Origin of the sequence: Prochlorococcus sp. MIT 1342 (assembly GCF_047304495.1) — a bacterium.
Lineage (GTDB): Bacteria > Cyanobacteriota > Cyanobacteriia > PCC-6307 > Cyanobiaceae > Prochlorococcus > Prochlorococcus marinus_D.
In genome coordinates this window covers 1,133,956-1,151,513 of sequence record NZ_CP138957.1, presented here as the reverse complement: position 1 = coordinate 1,151,513, position 17,558 = coordinate 1,133,956, and the positions used below count along the sequence as shown (strand labels likewise).

The following is a 17,558-nucleotide window of genomic DNA, read 5'->3' as shown; positions in this document are numbered from 1 at the left end:
TTAGCCAAACAAGATCAGAACCTTAAAATAGGATGCTGTTCAAGTTCATGTCACTAATATTTACTTTGAGCTGACCAAACTTATAGTTGACTTTAAGCTGGTTATTGTCCACCAAATGATCAATAGAGGTCTTTTGATATGCCTGAAGATGAAATTTTGCGCAAAAAAGCGTTATCACAACTCAGGAAGAAAAGGATACTGAAGAGACAGGTTCAAACCTACTTCACTGTGAACCTTGCTCTGATTGTGATTTGGTTGGTAACTGGCATGGGCTACTTCTGGCCCATTTGGCCTATTTTTGGATGGGGCATTTCTCTTGCTGTGCAGTCTTGGAAGCTTGCTCATCCAGAGAGAGACTTCAGCACAGAAGAGATCGAGGCAGAGATGCGCCGCAATTGATTTAAATCAATACTATTACATACACCTATCTTTTTCAATTGGCTTCAGTTAAGTGAATGCCCAGAATGATAAGTGAGTTATGGCTTGAGGAATATTAAGACCTAAATGTTTCTGCTATCCGAATCTTTCTCTGGCCAGCTAATGACTTTCAAACGTGTTTCATTAATGCAGACTATGACGCTAAGTCCCTAATCTCCTTGCGCCTACACCTTTTTAATTGATCATGCAAAGACTATTTCTTGCGCCACTAGCAATTATTGTGGTTTCGACGATTTCATCAACGTCCTTAAATGCACATGATAATGCTAAATATAGCAAAGATCTTGGTGTTAAGATTGAAACACTTGTGCAAAGTACTAAGCAATGGGATGGAAACTTTCTTCCGGATTACCCAACCAGCAACGCTGAAATCACAGTTCTGCGTATCACGATTCCAGCCGGAGTCACCCTGCCATTGCATACCCACCCAGTCATCAGTGCAGGAGTAATCCTTCAAGGCACGCTTCAGCTAACTCTTCAAGATGGAACGACACGCCTTTTCAATCAGGGAGCTGCGCTGATTGAGACAGTGAATACAGTTCATACCGGAAAAAGTCTTGGTCCAAAAGACACTGTTGTTCTCGTTTTTTATGCAGGCAGCAAGCATCTTCCGAGGACTGTTCAGGTGAAAACGAAAGCCTTTTGAGAAAGGTTCCTTAGGCAGCGCTTAAAACTTAAAAGCTGGCAGGTGCTACAGAGCAGCTCGATCAAGCACGAGCGATCTTGTAAAGAGGTTGCTACCGCCCGGGGCACACCCCTATCAAGCCAAATCAGAAAACCACCCCAATGGAACGGGTGTACTATCGGATTGATGCCCGATGCCGCGATGGAGTTCAGCGAGCCTCTTCTTCATTTGTACTCCGAGCGGAAGCAGCAGATCCTGCCATTAGCGAGTGAGCACGTGGCGGCAGGCTTCCCCTCCCCTGCTGAGGACTATATCGAGATCGGTATCGACCTCAACGAACAGTTGATTCGTCATCCGGCTAGCACCTTCTTCCTGCGTGTTAGCGGCCACTCAATGACAGGTGTTGGCATCCACAATGGCGACCTCTTGGTTGTCGACCGCAGCCTGGATGCACGCCCCGGTCACATCGTGGTGGCGATTCTTGATGGTGCCTTCACACTCAAACAACTTGTCAGCCACCGTGGTGTATTGCGTCTAGAGGCCGCCCATTCCAATTACCCACCGCTGGATCTGGCCCGCTTCGGTGACGTGCAAATCTGGGGTGTGGCAGTGCATTCCATTCATAGCCTCAACCCTGCGCAGCAAATATCCCACTCAACACAACGCCTACATGAATAGGTTCAAAATAGGCAAGACGATGAATAAGATTGCCCAGCATGGCAATAGTGTTGTTGCTCATCTTTAAAGATATTGCCTTTAAATCGTATATAGAGATAGGCAAGTTTGGTGGATCAAATGGCTGACTTTTGTTCACCCAGATCGCGTAAGGCAAGGATGCGATCAGACCAATAACAATGAGAGGAGCCTTTGAAATCCCATAACGTGTCGGTCAACTGACCAAGCCATTGACGCCTTTCTTGTTGTTCATTTGCCTCTTGATCGGAAACCCAAGCAGAAACAGAGGTGTGGGAGTAATTCAGGGATTTCTCCTCCGGCCCCCTTGCCCAGCCAAGATCTTCCAGATACTCGTGAACACTTGCATCTACAAATGCAAACCAATCATGTAAGTGTTTAATACCATTGGCTTTAATCGCTTTTTGCTGAAGCTCTGATGCTCCTTCTGGAGACTCAACATGGCCATGCACAGCTAAGATTTCTTCTCTGATATTGAGCCATTCGCAATCACCCTGTGATTGAAGCTCATAGTAACGTTCGCGGAACTGATCATCTTCTTTGCAAAGCCATTCGATCCAGACCTCTTCCATCAATTCTCTGATCTCTTGCCTATCTCCTCTCGATAGCCATTCAGAGAAGGTTTCCTTATTGATTCTCTGAATAATATCTTTCTGATGCTTGCTTAGAGTTGGTGCCATTGCAAATCCTTTGGTCTTGTTGGTTTTACAAAAGACCCGACCGACGCGGTTGCTCATAACATGGAATCAACCTATGTGGCCAGGTTCAGCTAAGACGTCATAGACGACTTTTTGTAGACATTGTTAGGGATTCAGCTACGCCTAGCCGGCCATTGAGCCAGCATCCTCTATTGCAAAAGGCTTCTAGGTCACAACGACAGGCTTGAGGTTGGAAACCTTGATGCAGCCAAGCAAGACCAATGCAGCCAAACAACCAATCAAAGTAATGATTGGCCGCCAGTCTGCATTGACATTCTCCTCGCCACATTGACGACAACCATTGCGACTGGCTGTCACAGCAAAGCACGTTCTCGCCATCAAACAGGTGCTAGTGCATTTGTATTAGAGTAGGGCATGGTTTCGCTCGCTCCCCTTCAGTGCCATGTCTCGGGTCACGGCCCTGATCGACGGCAACAATTTCTATGCCTCCTGTGAGCAAAGCCTTGACGCCTCGCTGATCGGTCGTCCTCTGGTCGTGCTCTCCAACAACGATGGCTGCATTGTTGCTCGCAGCTCCGAAGCGCGTGCTCTCGGAATCAGTATGGGCACGCCCTATTTCAAGGTCCGTCACAAATTGGACCGACTTGGCGTTGTCGTGCGCAGCTCCAACTACGCCCTCTACGGCGATATGAGCCAACGACTGATGAGCTTGCTGGAAGCCCATTGTGAGGAGCTGGAGATTTACTCGATTGATGAAGCCTTTGCTTACATCAATGGCCCCTCTGATGACAACCTAAAGCCCTGGGCCCGTCAACTACGGGCCCAGGTGCATCGCAACCTGGGCCTACCGATAGCAATCGGACTTGGCGCCAGTAAAGGTCAGGCCAAACTCGCCAACCACCTGGCCAAGGCCATACCGGCTCACGCTGGAGTGTTCAACCTACTCACCGCTAGTGATCCAGATACATGGCTCGAGAGCGTCGCTATCGAAAATGTATGGGGCATCGGTCGCAAGTTGGCCCATTGGTGCCGACTTAGAGGCGTAACCAATGCCCGGCAATTGCGCGATATGCCACGTAGCCAACTTCATGCCCGCTGCGGCGTTGTAGGCATACGCCTACAACGAGAATTACAAGGTTATGCCTGCCTTCCTCTAGCCCTAGCCCCAACATCAAAACAGGAAACCTGCGTTAGCCGCAGTTTTAGCCGACCAATCGCCAACCTAGAGGAATTACGCCAGGCAATCGCAAGCTACGTGGTGCGCGCCAGTGAAAAACTGCGACGACAACAGCAACGGGCCGGGATCCTCACCGTATTCACACGTACCAGCCCATTTGCGCCATCGTTTTATAGCCAAGCCGCTACCATCCAACTGGATTTGCCAAGCAACGACACTGCAATCTTGCTAGCAGCAGCCTTGCCACTAGTAGAGCGAATCTACCGGCCCCATCGCCGCTTAAACAAAGCCGGGGTGCTGATGCAAAACCTACAGAGCGCAGACCATCTGCAACAACACCTGTTGGTAGCAGTTCATGCCGATGAGCAGCATCGTCGCGATCGACTAATGAACACCGTCGACCGACTCAATCACCGTTACGGCAGCGGAACCGTGAGTTGGGCTGTTTGTGGCATGCAGCCAGGATGGAGCATGCGTCGTCATCAACTCAGCCGCGCGGCCACAACTCGCCTCAATGACGTGCCGTTGGTGCTGGCCTGAAATTTAGAATTGAATGTCAACAGATCTCATTAGTTAGTGGATTGGGCTGGATTTGATTGGCTCGGTTCCATCCACATCTCCAATCCATAAAGAATGCGCCATACAGAGAAGAAAGAAGTGAGGATAAATAGAAAAGTTACTATGAAAAAAGTCTTGGTTATTAGACGAACAAATGAGAGCCTGGCTGATGGCCTAGAAGGCAACAAGTGCGTGGTTTCATGAGCCAGGCAAGTAGAGCAAATTATTGAAGACCCTCCCGTTCGCTGAATACTCTTGGCAAATGCTTCAGTAATCTCAACAGATTTACCGCAAAGTCTGCAAAGGTGACTGAACGCCATTAAAATAATCTCAAGGCAGAGTAACTGATCTACAGATATACAATGAAGAAGAGAGGTTTTGTTATTTGATCATTAGGGGGTGCATGCATTTTAAAATTGCTGCAGAAGCTGCACCTCCTCTTCGCGACGATTCAACAGCAATACCATGCGCTCACCATGGCAAGCGAGGCCGGTCTGATGACGCAGCAGTTCAGTACTAGCCAAGGCGACACCACAAGTTTCAACCAAAAGCACCGGCAAAGTTGCAGCATGACCTTGCATGCCCTGCAAATCAAGCGCCTGACGCACTGCGCGTTTTGATTTATCCATTCCCAGCCGTTCAACAAGCTGAGGCCAGAGATGATTCACCGGCGTGCAACCAGCAAAGGCAATAGGGACGTCACTCATCAGAGGCTAATCGCAGCAACCTTTGGATTAAAACAGCGATCATGAGGAAAGTTGTTGTACAGCTCCTGCAATCATCGCCGGGGTTACCGGAATCGTCTCGATTGCATCGGCATTATCAAGATAAGCGTCGAAGGAAGAGTAGTGATCCACATGAGGATTCGCCCCGTCCTTCGCACAGGCTTCTGTCCAGTCGCCATCTTCAGGTTTTACCACGATATAAGCCTGGAGAGACTCCTCTAAATCACCTCCATCACCAATGCCCTCACCGTGCCAAATCGCTTCGTAGAAGCTCATGCCATCAAATTTAAGAAGAGATCATCAGTTTAAAGAGCCATGGTGCAGTTAAAAGGCCTCAGTACACCTCCGTAGAGACAACCATCTGCTTAGAATGACAAGTGAGTTTCATCTTTAAGCTCCACAACTTGACGCCTTATCTAACAGCCCTACAAAGGATTCGCTGACCTGCGCAGCTGTTGCTAATGGACTGGAACGTAGATGGTAAAGCCTCGCTGAGCGGTGCATTCAAAAGCTAGAAAAGATCAGCGAGAAGATGCAAGCAGGAATCGTGATGGTCAATCAAGACAACAAGTTCTTTGATATCGCCGATTGGCTTGTGAAGCGCATCCACAGACTGATGACCTAAGCCGGAATGACATCCTGGCCTGAGAAGCCACCACACCGCTGCTGATCTAAGTGACCAATATGCTTGCGCTCGCTGTAATAAAGCTCCTGGAAACGCAACGCATCGCTGTTGAGCTCCTCAAACATTGCTTCGATACGCTTTTCCATATCGACTGATTCAGTAGGTTGCTGTCGCTCTTCTTGAATCAAAGCAGCAATACAACGCTCAAGAGTTTCAAGACGCTGACCACCCCAGGCCTCAAGAAGATGACGACAACGCTTGAGGGATTTCTGGCGTTCTAGAGCCGCTGCTGTGCCCCGGAGCTGAAGCAGTGGCTTAGCCATAGCCGCCAAATGAACCTCGCCAGGCTCTAATAACGGGGTAAGACGAGCGACTAGAGCACTGTTCTCCAGGAGCAACTGATCGGTAAGCAGCCGTGGTAACTCAATATCCTCCAAATCATGACCAGAGTCAGTTCCGCGACTGATCGCCTCTAAACGTCCTGCACCAAGATTGGTTTCCTCCAAATCAGTGATCGCCGCCCAAAGCAAACGGTGATGTTGTAAGGCAAAATCCTCCAGCTCTCGCTGTCGTAACTCCCTGCGAATGGCAGCCCGATGATTTGAGCAATGGAGATATAACCTCAGGATTTCCGCCTCGCTGCGCTCCCGTTGACTGGCCTCGCCAGGTTGCTCATGGCGACTTGAGCGGCCATGCCAGCGCTGCCCTTTCACTTGTTGGCGCAGATCTTCCTCCAACTGCAAGGCCAACCGGCCCTGCCCACCGCTCAAGCGTTCGGCAACCTGTTGCAGGTAGTGGGTCCGTACGGCCGACTGGGGCAACTTGCCGAGCAATGCAACCAGGCCACTCACTGCTTGCTGAAACTGATCCGCTTGACTTAAATCACGGCCCTCCAACACCTGTTGAATCTGCCAATCAAGCCAAAGAGGTGACTGATCTAATAGAGCCCTGTAATCGCCAGCACCATGATCTTTGAGAAATTCATCGGGGTCTTTGCCAGAAGGCAAATGAAGCACTCGTAATTCCAACTGGCCTTGCAAAGCCAGTTGTTCAACTTCGCCAATGGCTCGGTTCGCAGCACGAACACCGGCTCCATCAGCATCAAAATTAAGCACGATCCGCTTCCCTTCGCTGCAACGGCAGATCTGGGTGATCTGCTGACTACTCAAAGCAGTGCCTAAGGAGGCCACTGAATTGGTGACACCTGCAGCATGCAATGCAATGACATCGAAATATCCTTCGACTACCACAGCCCGGTCATCCTTACGGATGGCATTCGCCGCTCGATCCAGTCCAAACAAATGTTTGCCTTTCTCGAACACGTCTGTCTCAGGAGAGTTGAGGTACTTCGGCTCTGAGCCATCAAGACTGCGTCCACCGAAACCAATCACCCTTCCCTGGCGGTCGTGGATCGGCACCATCACACGATGACGAAAGCGATCGTAAAAACCTCCCCCCCCCTTGCGCGCCACAACAAGCCCGGCGGCTTCCAGTAATTCAGCAGACAAACCTTCCACCTGCTGGAGGTGCTTGAGTAAACCATCCCATTGCTCAGGGGCATAGCCAAGCCCGAAGGATTCCAAGGTGAGTTCACTAAGGCCCCGCTTCTCAGTGAGGTAATTCAGCGCACTTGCACCAACTGGCGTACGCAGCTGGCCACGAAACCAACCGGCCGCCAATGCAAGCGCACGATGAAGCTTGTCTCGACGAGAGAGCTGCTGACGTAGTCGTTCCTGCTGGGGCCCCTCGACCGTCTCAACAGGTAGTTGATACTTGCGAGCAAGCTCCAGCACCACATCACCAAAACTCTGGCGCTGAAACTCCATCAGGAACTTGATCGAGTTTCCACCAGCTCCACAAGAGAAGCAGTAATAAAACTGCTTCGCTGGCGAGACCGTCATCGATGGTTTGCTGTCGTCATGGAACGGACAGATCCCTACGAATTCACGGCCCTTTTTCTTTAGAATCACATGTTCGCCAACGACATCAACAATGTCGGCACGCTCCTTGACGGCCTCGATCGTGCGCGGGTGAAGACGGGGTACGGGCATGACCTTATTTTGCTGGTTGCGCCGTGAGAGGTCGAGAAGAGAACATGATCAGCAAAATCAATCCATACGACAAGCAAGGCCGAGATAAATAAGAACTCAAAACCTCTTCAAAATCGTCCTCTCTGTATTGGCAGCGCAAACGGCGTAATCAGCCCTGCCGCAAAACGACAAAACTTTGATCGAGATCAATCGAGTTGGAGCACATCACGTGTATTAGAGCGTCGAATTGATTCCTGCTGCTGATAAGACGCCAAACAGCCATCACGAATCACCAATAGGCAATTCACATAATCAGCACCATCAATGAGAGCTGCGCGAATGGCTTTTGCTGCGGGAGTGCGATTACTTTCGCTGGATGATTCTTCATAACTAAAAGTGCCTGCAGCCGCAAGGCCATAGGCCCCTGCCCCTCTTGCTCCGGTTGCACCTCCTACAAGCCCAGCCAAGGGAGCCAAAGATCCGCCGGAGCCTTTCTGTTTAGCTGTGCTGGTCGCACGCCCCTCTACTGTTCGCGCACCGACAACCTCTCCAGTGGAGGAATCCACCACCCGTAGGTCGATGGAAACATAAGCCTTGGATTCCGAAACAGTCTTTGAGCCTCCAAAACCCATAAAGCGCATCCCACTTCCAGATTGCTTTGTTTCAACCCCATCCTCGTAGCCACTCACACGCCCCATAATCAAATATTGGGCGCCACGCATTTGACGGCTACGTGCGGCGTTTCCGTCGTTTCGCACAATCCCCAACTCGGCAAGCTCTTGCTCAGAGAGGACGGCCTTGAGATTCTGCCGTTCCACGACTGTTAGTCCACCAGCAAGGGCTAGTTCATTGGAAAGAGCATCCGCGAGCTGACGGCTCACACGCGGGCTCCACCAAGACAACCTGCCTACCTGGTTTTTAAAGTCAGGTACAGAAACCGTTGGGCCAGCCCAGGCGGTTACTGGAACAAACACAAAGGAAGCCACTGCTGCTGCAACACCAAAGGAGGAGAGTTTCACGGCTTTTGAATCCATTAGATATTTCTACAGTCGGGCAATTTAAAAAGAATTAGGAGAGTGGGTTGCTTCTCGTAAAGCAACGCGACTTGCTATCACCAATTTGGAACGTCATGGCGATCTCAATCCTGTTGCTGGTCTTTCCTTGCTGCAATGGCTTTCAGGGATGGCCTCTTCTCTTGTGTTGTTGACTATGCCATTGCCTCAGTTCTGCGGATGAGATGAATGATGTCGATGCAGGGCAACAACCAACCGCAGACAATCAGCCAATGGCGTGGATTCAAATCACTCCTGCTCGCCGCTCTGGCCTTCAGCTTGATGACCGTTTGCGTCAAACACCTTGGTGGTCGTTTGCCTGTCGCAGAAATTTTGTTTGCAAGATCTCTGATCAGCCTGGCAATTACTCGGTTCATGCTCAGTCGGGTTGGGGTTTCCCCCTGGGGACACCGTAAAAGGTTGCTGTTATTACGAGGGCTGCTGGGCACAGCGGCATTGTTCTGTGTATTTGACGCCTTGGCGTCCTTACCCCTTGCTACAGCAACTGTTCTGCAATACACCTATCCAACTTTTGTTGCGTTAGCGGCATGGATGTTTTTAAGAGAAAGAATCCATCCTCGTATTGGCATAGCAGTATTTCTTGGTTGGTTGGGGATCACCCTGGTTTTAAAACCCGCATGGCTTGGCACAAGCTTCACCGGTTACTCCCCTTTATCTGTCTCTATTGCACTTTCAGGTGCTCTATTTACAGCTCTGGCCTACGTCTGCGTACGTGAGCTTTCCAAGCAGGAACATCAACTTGTGATCGTTTTCTACTTTCCATTGACATCAGTGCCAATAGCCTTGCTCTTCCTCGGGAATCAGGGAGTCTTGCCACTTGGAATCGATTGGCTCTGGATACTGGGTATTGGCCTATTTACCCAACTTGGGCAAATCTGGATTACCGAGGGATTAACTCTTTTACCAGCAGCTACAGCAGGTTCAATTGGCTATTTCCAAGTTTTGTTCGCAACTCTCTGGGGTGTACTGCTGTTTGCTGAACCTGTTGATGGCTGGTTCGTGATTGGAGCTCTGTTGGTACTGGGAGCAACACTCATCAGCTTCAGAAGCAGACAAGAAAATATCCTAAAGCAATCAACATGAAAACAAGATAGCGACCTCATTCTTGTTCATGGAGTTGTAAACGATGGGTGGCAATTTCTGTAAAAATACCTTAAAAGTGCACGCCTAGGAGCAACTGATAAGAAATAGATCTCGTTACTTTTAAGACATCTAAACCTGTCGTAGGTAGTCACGGTTGGTAGGGGAGTCATGTAACCCACTTGCTGGTCCTAAAATGGGGTCAGAACAACCTAGAAACTACTCCCACCGTAGGTCTTGAACCCAGAATCTTCCTTAACTTGACCATCCAAGTCCTCTAATGCTTCCTTTACATCTTTCGGGTTATTAGATTTTAGATCATATGGAACACTGTCTATTCCACCACTAACACCCTTCAGCTCATCATTTGAGAGTTCCTTGGCTCTTTCTTCCCAGTACTGAGAGTTCCTCGTTTCTTCGTCAGTCATTAGGTGTTTCTGCTAGGTATTCTAATGATAGGCCGTGTGAGGAGATGATCTAGTCACCTCTATCTAAAAGGGACGGAACCTTTATGGGTTCGTTAGTTATATTGATTGGAATTCAAATACCAATATCAATAAATGACCACAAGATAAACGAGTGTAGAAGTAAGCTGGAGATCTTGTATAGCTATCATCCCGCAAAAGACTCAATCATTAAGGGTAAAGGTTGGAATAAGGAGAAGGGTGAAAGTCTGAAAGAGAGAGCCAGAACTTGTAGATTATACTTGTCCAAAATCAATGGGGTCTATTGAGTCTAGCTTTACTCAGTAGATAAGCTTGTCTAACCTCGTCAAGCCTATAGGCAAAACGGTATTCAGGTTCTAGTTCTTCTTTGAGTAGACAGTTTGGGCTTCTCTTCTGAAGATGGTCATAAATAGACAGGCAAATACAACTTACTCTTTTTAAAAAATGCTCTAGAAATTATTTAACGAACTTTCTGCAGGTAGTGAATCACTAGGTAGCTGTTAAGCAAAGTCACCCATTACCCCCCAAGACCCAATTCTCACGTAGATGACTGTTATTTCGCTTGTCAACATGCACTCCACTCCTATCTGCTGAACTCCTCCTCTTAAGATCTAGGAGACTGGTAATAGCGGTATGCAACAACTCAATCTGTAGGACCAAGGCCTCTGGCGGACATCCACTGGCGAGGCTACTGATAACCATTGCAGGAATTGAGTTTTAGACCGGTTACGCAAAGCAAAACAAGCTCCAGAAGCTCTGAGCAGATCCTCGAACGATCAAGCAGAGGCTGGACATATCAGGCAGCATGGATGATATCAAGAGCAACCTTATGATTGGCTGGCTGCAAGGGCAAAAGGTAGAAGCCTGGCAGCAAGGGACTCGGCAAGGAGTCGTTCTGGCTTGTGCTGGTGTTGGTTACGAGGTTCAGATTGCACCGCGCCATCTCAGCGAAATGGAGCACGGGCAAAACACATTCATCCTCTGGATCCATCAGGTGCAGCGTGATGATGGATCCAGCTTGTTTGGCTTCCCGGAACGACGAGAAAGGGACATGTTTCGTACCTTGATTGGTGTCAGCGGCGTGGGGCCCCAGATGGCTCTCGCTCTTCTAGAGGAATGTCAGGCCGGAGAACTTGTAGAGGCGATTGTGCAGGGAGACCTACGCAAGCTTTGTCAGGCTCAAGGTGTAGGCAAGCGCACTGCCGAACGTCTTGCGGTGGAATTGCGCACAAAGTTGGCTGAATTTAGTTGTCGTAATCCTGGAATGTCCCTGGTGGACAATGGTGTGATCGATTCGCATCAGCTCAAGGATGCAAGTCTGCATGAGCTACAGATCACCCTCGGGGGCCTTGGCTACGAAGATCTTGAAATACGCCGTGCCATAAGGGCTGTGGCCAGCGGTGCTGCAATAGGAGCCAGTGACATGCCTGAGTCTGTCCCTTCCATCGACGACACTGACGCCTGGCTGAGAGCAAGCCTGCGCTGGCTTAGTCAGGAAGCTGCCTAAACAATGGTCCTCAAAGAGTTAGATTGTTTTTTTGGTCTCTTAGGGCAAAACGCCAAGCATGTCGCTCGATACAACAGAAAAGCAACAGCTGATCAATGCCAACCAAACCCATGGCACCGATACGGGGTCTGTGGAGGTGCAAGTGGCAATGCTTAGCGAGCGGATTACAAAGCTCAGCTCGCACCTGCAGGAGAACAAGCACGACTTCTCATCCCGTCAGGGACTGCTTAAGATGATTGGTCGTCGCAAGCGCCTGCTTAGTTATGTACGCGGAAAAAGTGAACAGCGCTACAACGGCCTGATCACCAAACTAGGCATCCGCGGTTAAATCCCTTTTGGCGATTTCCCTCTAATTCTTAAGCAGATGGCCGAACGAAGCAAAGCTATGCCTTTCGAGCCAGAAAAGAGCGGAACGGCCAACAAAAGCCTGCCCCAAAAGGGATCCAAATCGCCAAAGATCAAGAAACCAAAAGCGACTTCCAGCAGTCAGCAGGCTATTCCAAAGCCAGTGGCAAATCGCATGCTGCGGCGCGTGATCTTCGCCTCGGGTCTGCCTACAGCTGCAGGGATGGGTGTTTTTGTAGTTAGTTATCTGATTGTGAGCCGTGGCATTGCTGATATCTCACCATTCATCACGCTGATCACTTCAGCAGCCTGTTTCCTCGTTGGCTTGATAGGACTGAGTTATGGGGTTCTATCTGCCAGCTGGGAAGATGCCCCAGGCAGCCTGCTTGGACTGGAACACATTGGTCGCAACATAGGAAGAATGCGCGATTCAAGCAAAACTAATCAACCTGGCTCAAAATCAGAGACCAAGCCAAAGGATTCCGGACAAACATCAGACAAATAGTCGGTCGCTGCATCGAGCTTTGAATGCCTGCTGTTGAAGGGAACTGAGTGCAGCAGAAGCGTCTCGAACGCAGAACTGATGACCTAGGCATACGTAACGCACCTGGGGACCCTGGCGAACCGCTGCCACCACGGGCACTCGCACGCCAAATTCATCCTTGGCTGGGCGATGCTGATGGAGACATTCCCGAAGCTTGTGCTGCACAGTGATGTCACAGGCTTCATCAGGCATCAACTCCACCAACAGCAGTCGTAGGTCATCGATGGCGCGGCAATCATCAATGATCAATTGGATACGGTCGTCGCGACGATCAACAGAGGCCCAGATGAGCAGTCGCGCTTCCAACGTGAGGTGATCTGATAGACGGGCATAGCTCTTGGGGAACACCACAGCTTCGCAACTACCGGTGAGATCCTCAATCTTGAGAACTGCCATTCGATCGCCCTTGCGGGTTGTGACTTGGCGCATCTCCGTCAGCATCGTGATCACACTGACCTTCGCCTTGTCAGGCTGATCCTCAAGGCTGGCAAGACCAATGGGCGCAAGCAATTGAGCTGGAGCAGTGAGCTGCTTGAGAGGGTGATCAGAAAGGTAGAAACCAACCAACTCTTTTTCAAGTCTCAGCTTTTCAGTCGGTGGGTAATCGGTAACCGGTGCTGCCTTGGGTGCAGTGCTCAGCTCATCAGACGTTTGCTCGTCTGCTGCTCCAGCTACAAGATCAAATAGGTTGCCCTGACCACTGAGTCGATCACGGGCACGAGAAGCAGCCCAGTGGATCAGAAGCTCCAAGTCGGCAATTAACTGGGCCCGGTTCGATTCAGGGTCTATGGCATCTAGGGCTCCGCAATGAATAAGAGATTCCAACCCGCGACGATTCAGAACATTGGAGGGCAGACGATCACAGAGATCGGCAAGGGAGACAAAGGGGCCATCACCATCGCGATTTGCAATTAGCTGCCTGATTGCACCATCGCCAAGATTTCTCACAGCAGAAAGACCAAACAAGATGCGATCACCAGCAGGGGTGAAATCAATCCCTGAAGCATTCACATCTGGCGGCATCACTTCAATTCCCATCGCATTGCAATTCGAGATATAGCGCTGCACCTTGTCACTAGCGCCAGCATTGACTGTCAGTAATGACGCCATATAGGCAACTGGATAATGTGCCTTTAAATAGGCAGTTTGATAAGTAACAGCGCCATAAGCTGTTGAGTGACTCTTGTTGAAGCAATATTCGGCGAACAAAACCATTTGGTCGAAAAGCTCATCGGCGATCTTCTGATCAACACCACTTTGACTTGCTCCTTCAACAAAAATACTGCGATGTTTCTGCATCTCTGAAACCTTTTTCTTGCCCATTGCACGCCGTAGCAAGTCAGCTTCGCCCAGAGAATAGCCAGCAAGATCCTGGGCAATCTTCATGATCTGCTCCTGATAAACCATGATCCCGTAAGTCTCCTTAAGGATTGGTTCAAGGGCAGCATGAGCAAAATCAATTGCCTCTCGACCATGTTTCCGATTGATAAATTTTGGAATCAATCCGGCATCCAAAGGACCTGGTCTGTACAAAGCTAAAATTGAGGAGATATCTTCAAGAGATGAGGGGCGAAGGTCACGCACAATCTGTCTCATCCCAGTCGATTCAAGTTGAAAGATGCCCTCAAGATCTCCTCTTGCAAGTAAGGCAAAAGTTTCAGGATCCTCTGTTGGCAATTGATCAGGATCAATTCTCTCTCCATTGCTGACTTCAACAAGCTCAAGTGTTTTGTCAATCATGGTGAGATTCTTGAGCCCAAGAAAATCCATCTTTAATAACCCCATCGACTCCACATCCTCCATGAAGTATTGAGTAATTACCTGTCCATCGTTATTGCGCTGAAGGGGTACAAGATCATCTAGGGGCTCAGCAGCAATGACGACTCCAGCGGCATGAACGCCAAAGGTTTTATTTGTACCTTCAATGCGCATCGCCATATCGACCCATTTTGTAACTACTGGATCGTTCTGATACTTCTCACGGAATTCAGCATTCGGCGAATCGCTGCCGATCATCGCCGCTAGTTTTGCAGGCTTTCCCCTTACTACGGGAATAAGCTTGGCAAGTCGATCGGCATCTCCATAGGGAATATCAAGCACCCGGGCTACATCCTTCAAGACGGCCTTGGATGTCATTCGGTTAAAAGTGATAATTTGAGCAACCTTGTCTTCGCCGTAACGACGCGTGACATAGTCGATCACCTCACCACGACGTTCAATACAGAAATCAGTGTCAATATCAGGCATCGACTTACGCTCAGGATTAAGGAATCGCTCAAATAACAATCCGTTTTGAACAGGGTCAATGTTGGTAATACCAAGGGCATATGCCACGAGTGAGCCAGCTGCTGACCCCCTCCCTGGTCCTACTGGAATGCCCTGTTCACGTGCAAAGCGGATGTAATCCCATACCACCAGGAAATAGGTGGGGAAGCCCATCTGTTCCATCACGCCCAGCTCATAGGTGAGCCTTTCGCCGTAATGGTCATCAATTGGATCTGTCGTTGCCAGTTTCAACCTTTGCCGTAGCCCCTGCTCAGAGACCTCGTGTAGATAACTCACGGCGCTATGTCCTTCAGGAATCGGGAAACGAGGCATCTGATAACTACCGAGGATTGAGTATTCCTCTACTTTTTCGGCAACGGCTGCTGTGTTGGCAATAGCCTCTTGCAGCACATCAGGTTCGAGATGATCGGCGAATAGCCGTCCCATCTCCTGTTCAGACTTGATGTATTCAGTACCTGTGTAGCGCAGACGCTTCTCATCACTGATCAACTTGCCTGTCAGCACACAAAGCAGGGCGTCATGGGCCTCCACATCGTTCTTGCTGAGGTAATGGGCGTCATTGGTCGCAATCAGCTCAATCCCTAGTTCTTTGGCGATGTTCACAATCTCTACATTGACGATTCGATCTTCCGGCGAGCCGTGATCCTGAACTTCGAGATAGAAGTCTTTGCCAAAGACCTCCTGGTACCAACGGGCCACATCCCTTGCTACATCAATGCGACCGCGCAAGATGGCTTGAGGAATCTCCCCACCAAGACAAGCGGTGGCAACAATTAACCCCTCGCTATAGGCCTTCAGCAGTTCTTTATCAATGCATGGCCTTGCAAAGATGCCTCGGCCGCGCATGCCGCGCAGATGGCTAATGCTGGTGAGTTTCACAAGATTGCGATAGCCAACAGCGTTCTTAGCAAGCACCACCAGGTGATAACGACGCTCCTTCTTCGGTTGCGGATCCTCAATAGACCCGTTGATCACATACATCTCATTGCCGATGATCGGCTTGATCTCAGCGTTCTTGCAAAGCTTCAGCAGTTCAATGGCGCCATACATCACACCGTGGTCGGTGAGTGCCAGAGCGGGCATGCCTAGCTCCTTGGCTCGCTTCACCATCTGGGGGAGCTGTGTAGCTCCGTCCAGAAGGCTGTAGTCGCTGTGGTTGTGAAGAGGAACGAATGCCATGCCCCCAGCCTAGGAGGAGGCGCAAGATGCAGGGTTGCTCAAGTAGTCAAACCCTGCATCTAGTGCAATAGATCGTTTAGGGAATGAAGTTTCCCTGCGGGTGATTTGCCATCACGTTTGCTGCTTGCTCATAGTGAAAAGCCACTTGTAGGAGGCGTGACTCCTCCAGCACATTTGCAATCAACTGCACCCCGATCGGAAGGCCATCGTCATCGAATCCACAGGGAAGACTGATGGCAGGTAAGCCAGCCAGGTTGGCTGGGATCGTCAGCAGGTCAGCCAGGTACATGGCAAGTGGATCATCAGCGTGGGCACCGACTTGGAATGCAGTGGTAGGTGATGTGGGTGTCAGCAGCACATCGACCGTTTGGAAGGCTGCATCAAAATCTTGACGGATCAATGTGCGGACCTGCTGGGCTTTCTTGTAGTAAGCGTCCATGTAACCAGCCGACAGGGCATAGGTGCCGATCAGGATGCGTCGCTGCACCTCGCTACCAAAACCCTCTGCGCGACTTCGGGCTGTCATCGCGGCTAGAGCATCAGCTCCTTCAGCTCGGTAGCCGTACTTCACCCCGTCGTAACGCGCCAAGTTGGCCGATGCCTCCGATGGGGCAATCACGTAATAGGTGGCGATGCCATCGCTAAAGCGTGGGCAACTCACCTCAACCAGTTCCGCTCCCAAGGATTGCAGCTTCTCTGCCGCTGTCAAAACTGTTCTCTTCACTTGCGCATCCAAGCCGTTTTGGTCAAAGCACTCACGAATCAAGCCGATGCGTACCCCAGACATTGGTTGCGAAAGGGCAGAGCAATAATCGGGAACAGCAACATTGAGACAAGTGGAGTCACGAGGATCAGATCCTGCGATCACTTGTAAAAGCTCAGCAGCATCGGCCACGTTGGTCGTGAATGGTCCAACCTGGTCAAGAGAACTGGCAAAAGCCACCAAACCCCAACGACTGACACGGCCATAGGTGGGTTTAAGGCCTACGACTCCACAAAATGAAGCGGGCTGACGGATTGAGCCCCCAGTATCCGAACCCAAGGCAGCCATGCATTCACCTGCCGCAACAGCTGCTGCACTGCCACCAGAACTGCCACCCGGCACACGGCTGATATCCCAGGGATTGGATGTAGCCCCAAACGCAGATGTCTCGGTCGAGCTACCCATGGCGAACTCATCGAGATTTGTTTTCCCGAGAAGCACAGCACCGGCCTGCCAGAGGCGCTCAGTGACGGTGGATTCATAGGGCGGCACAAAGGTTTCCAGCATTCGACTGGAACAGGTGGTGCGTATTCCTTTCGTGCAGAGGTTGTCCTTAATTGCCAAAGGCACACCAGCCAGAGGTGGCAGAGACTCACCCGCAGCCAAGGCCTCATCGATGCGATCGGCATCGGCACGAGCTCGATCTGCTGTGATATCCAGAAAAGCGTGCAGAGTGGGATCCACCACTGCGATACGAGCAAGTTGGTGATCTGTGAGTTCCCTGGCGGAAACCTCGCCGAGCTTTAGTTGCTGACGCCATTCAGCGATCGCCATCGGCTTGCGGTGCTGTGCTGTGCAGCAGCGA

At 50.2% G+C, this 17,558-nt stretch carries 17 protein-coding genes; 8 read left to right on the top strand and 9 right to left on the bottom strand.

Annotation, left to right across the window (positions count from 1 at the left end; genetic code table 11):
* The first annotated feature begins 138 nt into the window (after positions 1 to 138).
* The 3 genes from SIB79_RS05995 (at position 139) to SIB79_RS05985 (ending at position 1,741) form a co-directional block, all read left to right on the top strand.
* Positions 139 to 399: a 2TM domain-containing protein gene (locus SIB79_RS05995; protein ID WP_063403917.1), complete on the top strand. Its 261-nt coding sequence runs from the start codon at positions 139 to 141 to the stop codon at positions 397 to 399.
* Positions 400 to 745: 346 nt separating this feature from the next.
* A complete protein-coding gene (locus SIB79_RS05990) occupies positions 746 to 1,084 on the top strand; it encodes a cupin domain-containing protein (RefSeq protein WP_236072657.1) in 339 nt (112 codons plus the stop codon).
* Between the two features lie 180 nt (positions 1,085 to 1,264).
* Positions 1,265 to 1,741: a LexA family protein gene (locus SIB79_RS05985; RefSeq protein WP_063403919.1), complete on the top strand. Its 477-nt coding sequence runs from the start codon at positions 1,265 to 1,267 to the stop codon at positions 1,739 to 1,741.
* A 113-nt stretch (positions 1,742 to 1,854) separates the two neighbouring features.
* On the opposite strand, the gene SIB79_RS05980 is transcribed toward SIB79_RS05985, so the two are convergent.
* Positions 1,855 to 2,493, bottom strand: coding sequence for a hypothetical protein (locus tag SIB79_RS05980; protein WP_063403920.1), 639 nt, complete (start codon positions 2,491 to 2,493; stop codon positions 1,855 to 1,857).
* Positions 2,494 to 2,619: 126 nt separating this feature from the next.
* Complete coding sequence (locus SIB79_RS05975) at positions 2,620 to 2,793, bottom strand: hypothetical protein (RefSeq protein ID WP_155724662.1); 174 nt, start codon at positions 2,791 to 2,793, stop codon at positions 2,620 to 2,622.
* Positions 2,794 to 2,857: 64 nt separating this feature from the next.
* Between SIB79_RS05975 and SIB79_RS05970 the strand changes: the two genes are divergently transcribed.
* Complete coding sequence (locus SIB79_RS05970) at positions 2,858 to 4,132, top strand: Y-family DNA polymerase (protein ID WP_063403921.1); 1,275 nt, start codon at positions 2,858 to 2,860, stop codon at positions 4,130 to 4,132.
* 428 nt (positions 4,133 to 4,560) lie between these two features.
* Here SIB79_RS05970 and SIB79_RS05965 read toward each other — a convergent pair whose 3' ends face one another.
* The 4 genes from SIB79_RS05965 to SIB79_RS05950 form a co-directional block, all read right to left on the bottom strand.
* Positions 4,561 to 4,857, bottom strand: coding sequence for a hypothetical protein (locus SIB79_RS05965; protein WP_011130018.1), 297 nt, complete (start codon positions 4,855 to 4,857; stop codon positions 4,561 to 4,563).
* Positions 4,858 to 4,896: 39 nt separating this feature from the next.
* Positions 4,897 to 5,151 carry a hypothetical protein gene (locus SIB79_RS05960; protein WP_011130019.1) on the bottom strand — a complete coding sequence of 85 codons (255 nt, stop codon included), beginning with the start codon at positions 5,149 to 5,151 and terminating at the stop codon, positions 4,897 to 4,899.
* Between the two features lie 345 nt (positions 5,152 to 5,496).
* Positions 5,497 to 7,551, bottom strand: a complete 2,055-nt coding sequence (gene dnaG / locus SIB79_RS05955; protein ID WP_063403922.1) for a DNA primase — start codon at positions 7,549 to 7,551, stop codon at positions 5,497 to 5,499.
* A gap of 185 nt (positions 7,552 to 7,736) precedes the next feature.
* A complete protein-coding gene (locus SIB79_RS05950; RefSeq protein ID WP_236069647.1) occupies positions 7,737 to 8,549 on the bottom strand; it encodes a CsgG/HfaB family protein in 813 nt (270 codons plus the stop codon).
* A gap of 222 nt (positions 8,550 to 8,771) precedes the next feature.
* Between SIB79_RS05950 and SIB79_RS05945 the strand changes: the two genes are divergently transcribed.
* Positions 8,772 to 9,686 (top strand): DMT family transporter, encoded by a 915-nt coding sequence (locus SIB79_RS05945; protein ID WP_063403924.1) that lies wholly within the window; start codon positions 8,772 to 8,774, stop codon positions 9,684 to 9,686.
* Positions 9,687 to 9,895: 209 nt separating this feature from the next.
* On the opposite strand, the gene SIB79_RS05940 is transcribed toward SIB79_RS05945, so the two are convergent.
* A complete protein-coding gene (locus SIB79_RS05940; protein ID WP_063403925.1) occupies positions 9,896 to 10,111 on the bottom strand; it encodes a hypothetical protein in 216 nt (71 codons plus the stop codon).
* Positions 10,112 to 10,958: 847 nt separating this feature from the next.
* On the opposite strand from SIB79_RS05940, the gene ruvA reads away from it, so the two are divergent.
* From ruvA to SIB79_RS05925, 3 genes are read left to right on the top strand one after another with little or no spacing between them, the layout of a single operon-like run.
* Positions 10,959 to 11,636 carry a Holliday junction branch migration protein RuvA gene (gene ruvA, locus SIB79_RS05935; protein ID WP_063404118.1) on the top strand — a complete coding sequence of 226 codons (678 nt, stop codon included), beginning with the start codon at positions 10,959 to 10,961 and terminating at the stop codon, positions 11,634 to 11,636.
* 58 nt (positions 11,637 to 11,694) lie between these two features.
* Positions 11,695 to 11,964 carry a 30S ribosomal protein S15 gene (gene rpsO, locus SIB79_RS05930; protein WP_011130024.1) on the top strand — a complete coding sequence of 90 codons (270 nt, stop codon included), beginning with the start codon at positions 11,695 to 11,697 and terminating at the stop codon, positions 11,962 to 11,964.
* Positions 11,965 to 12,000: 36 nt separating this feature from the next.
* Entirely contained in the window at positions 12,001 to 12,486 is a 486-nt protein-coding gene (locus tag SIB79_RS05925) for a PAM68 family protein (RefSeq protein WP_063403927.1), read from the top strand.
* Here SIB79_RS05925 and SIB79_RS05920 read toward each other — a convergent pair.
* Both SIB79_RS05920 and gatA read right to left on the bottom strand, forming a co-directional pair.
* Positions 12,475 to 15,990, bottom strand: coding sequence for a DNA polymerase III subunit alpha (locus SIB79_RS05920; protein ID WP_063403928.1), 3,516 nt, complete (start codon positions 15,988 to 15,990; stop codon positions 12,475 to 12,477). The two genes, SIB79_RS05925 and SIB79_RS05920, sit on opposite strands and share 12 nt — an antisense overlap.
* A 76-nt stretch (positions 15,991 to 16,066) precedes the next feature.
* Complete coding sequence (gene gatA / locus SIB79_RS05915) at positions 16,067 to 17,527, bottom strand: Asp-tRNA(Asn)/Glu-tRNA(Gln) amidotransferase subunit GatA (protein ID WP_063403929.1); 1,461 nt, start codon at positions 17,525 to 17,527, stop codon at positions 16,067 to 16,069.
* Positions 17,528 to 17,558: the final 31 nt, after the last annotated feature.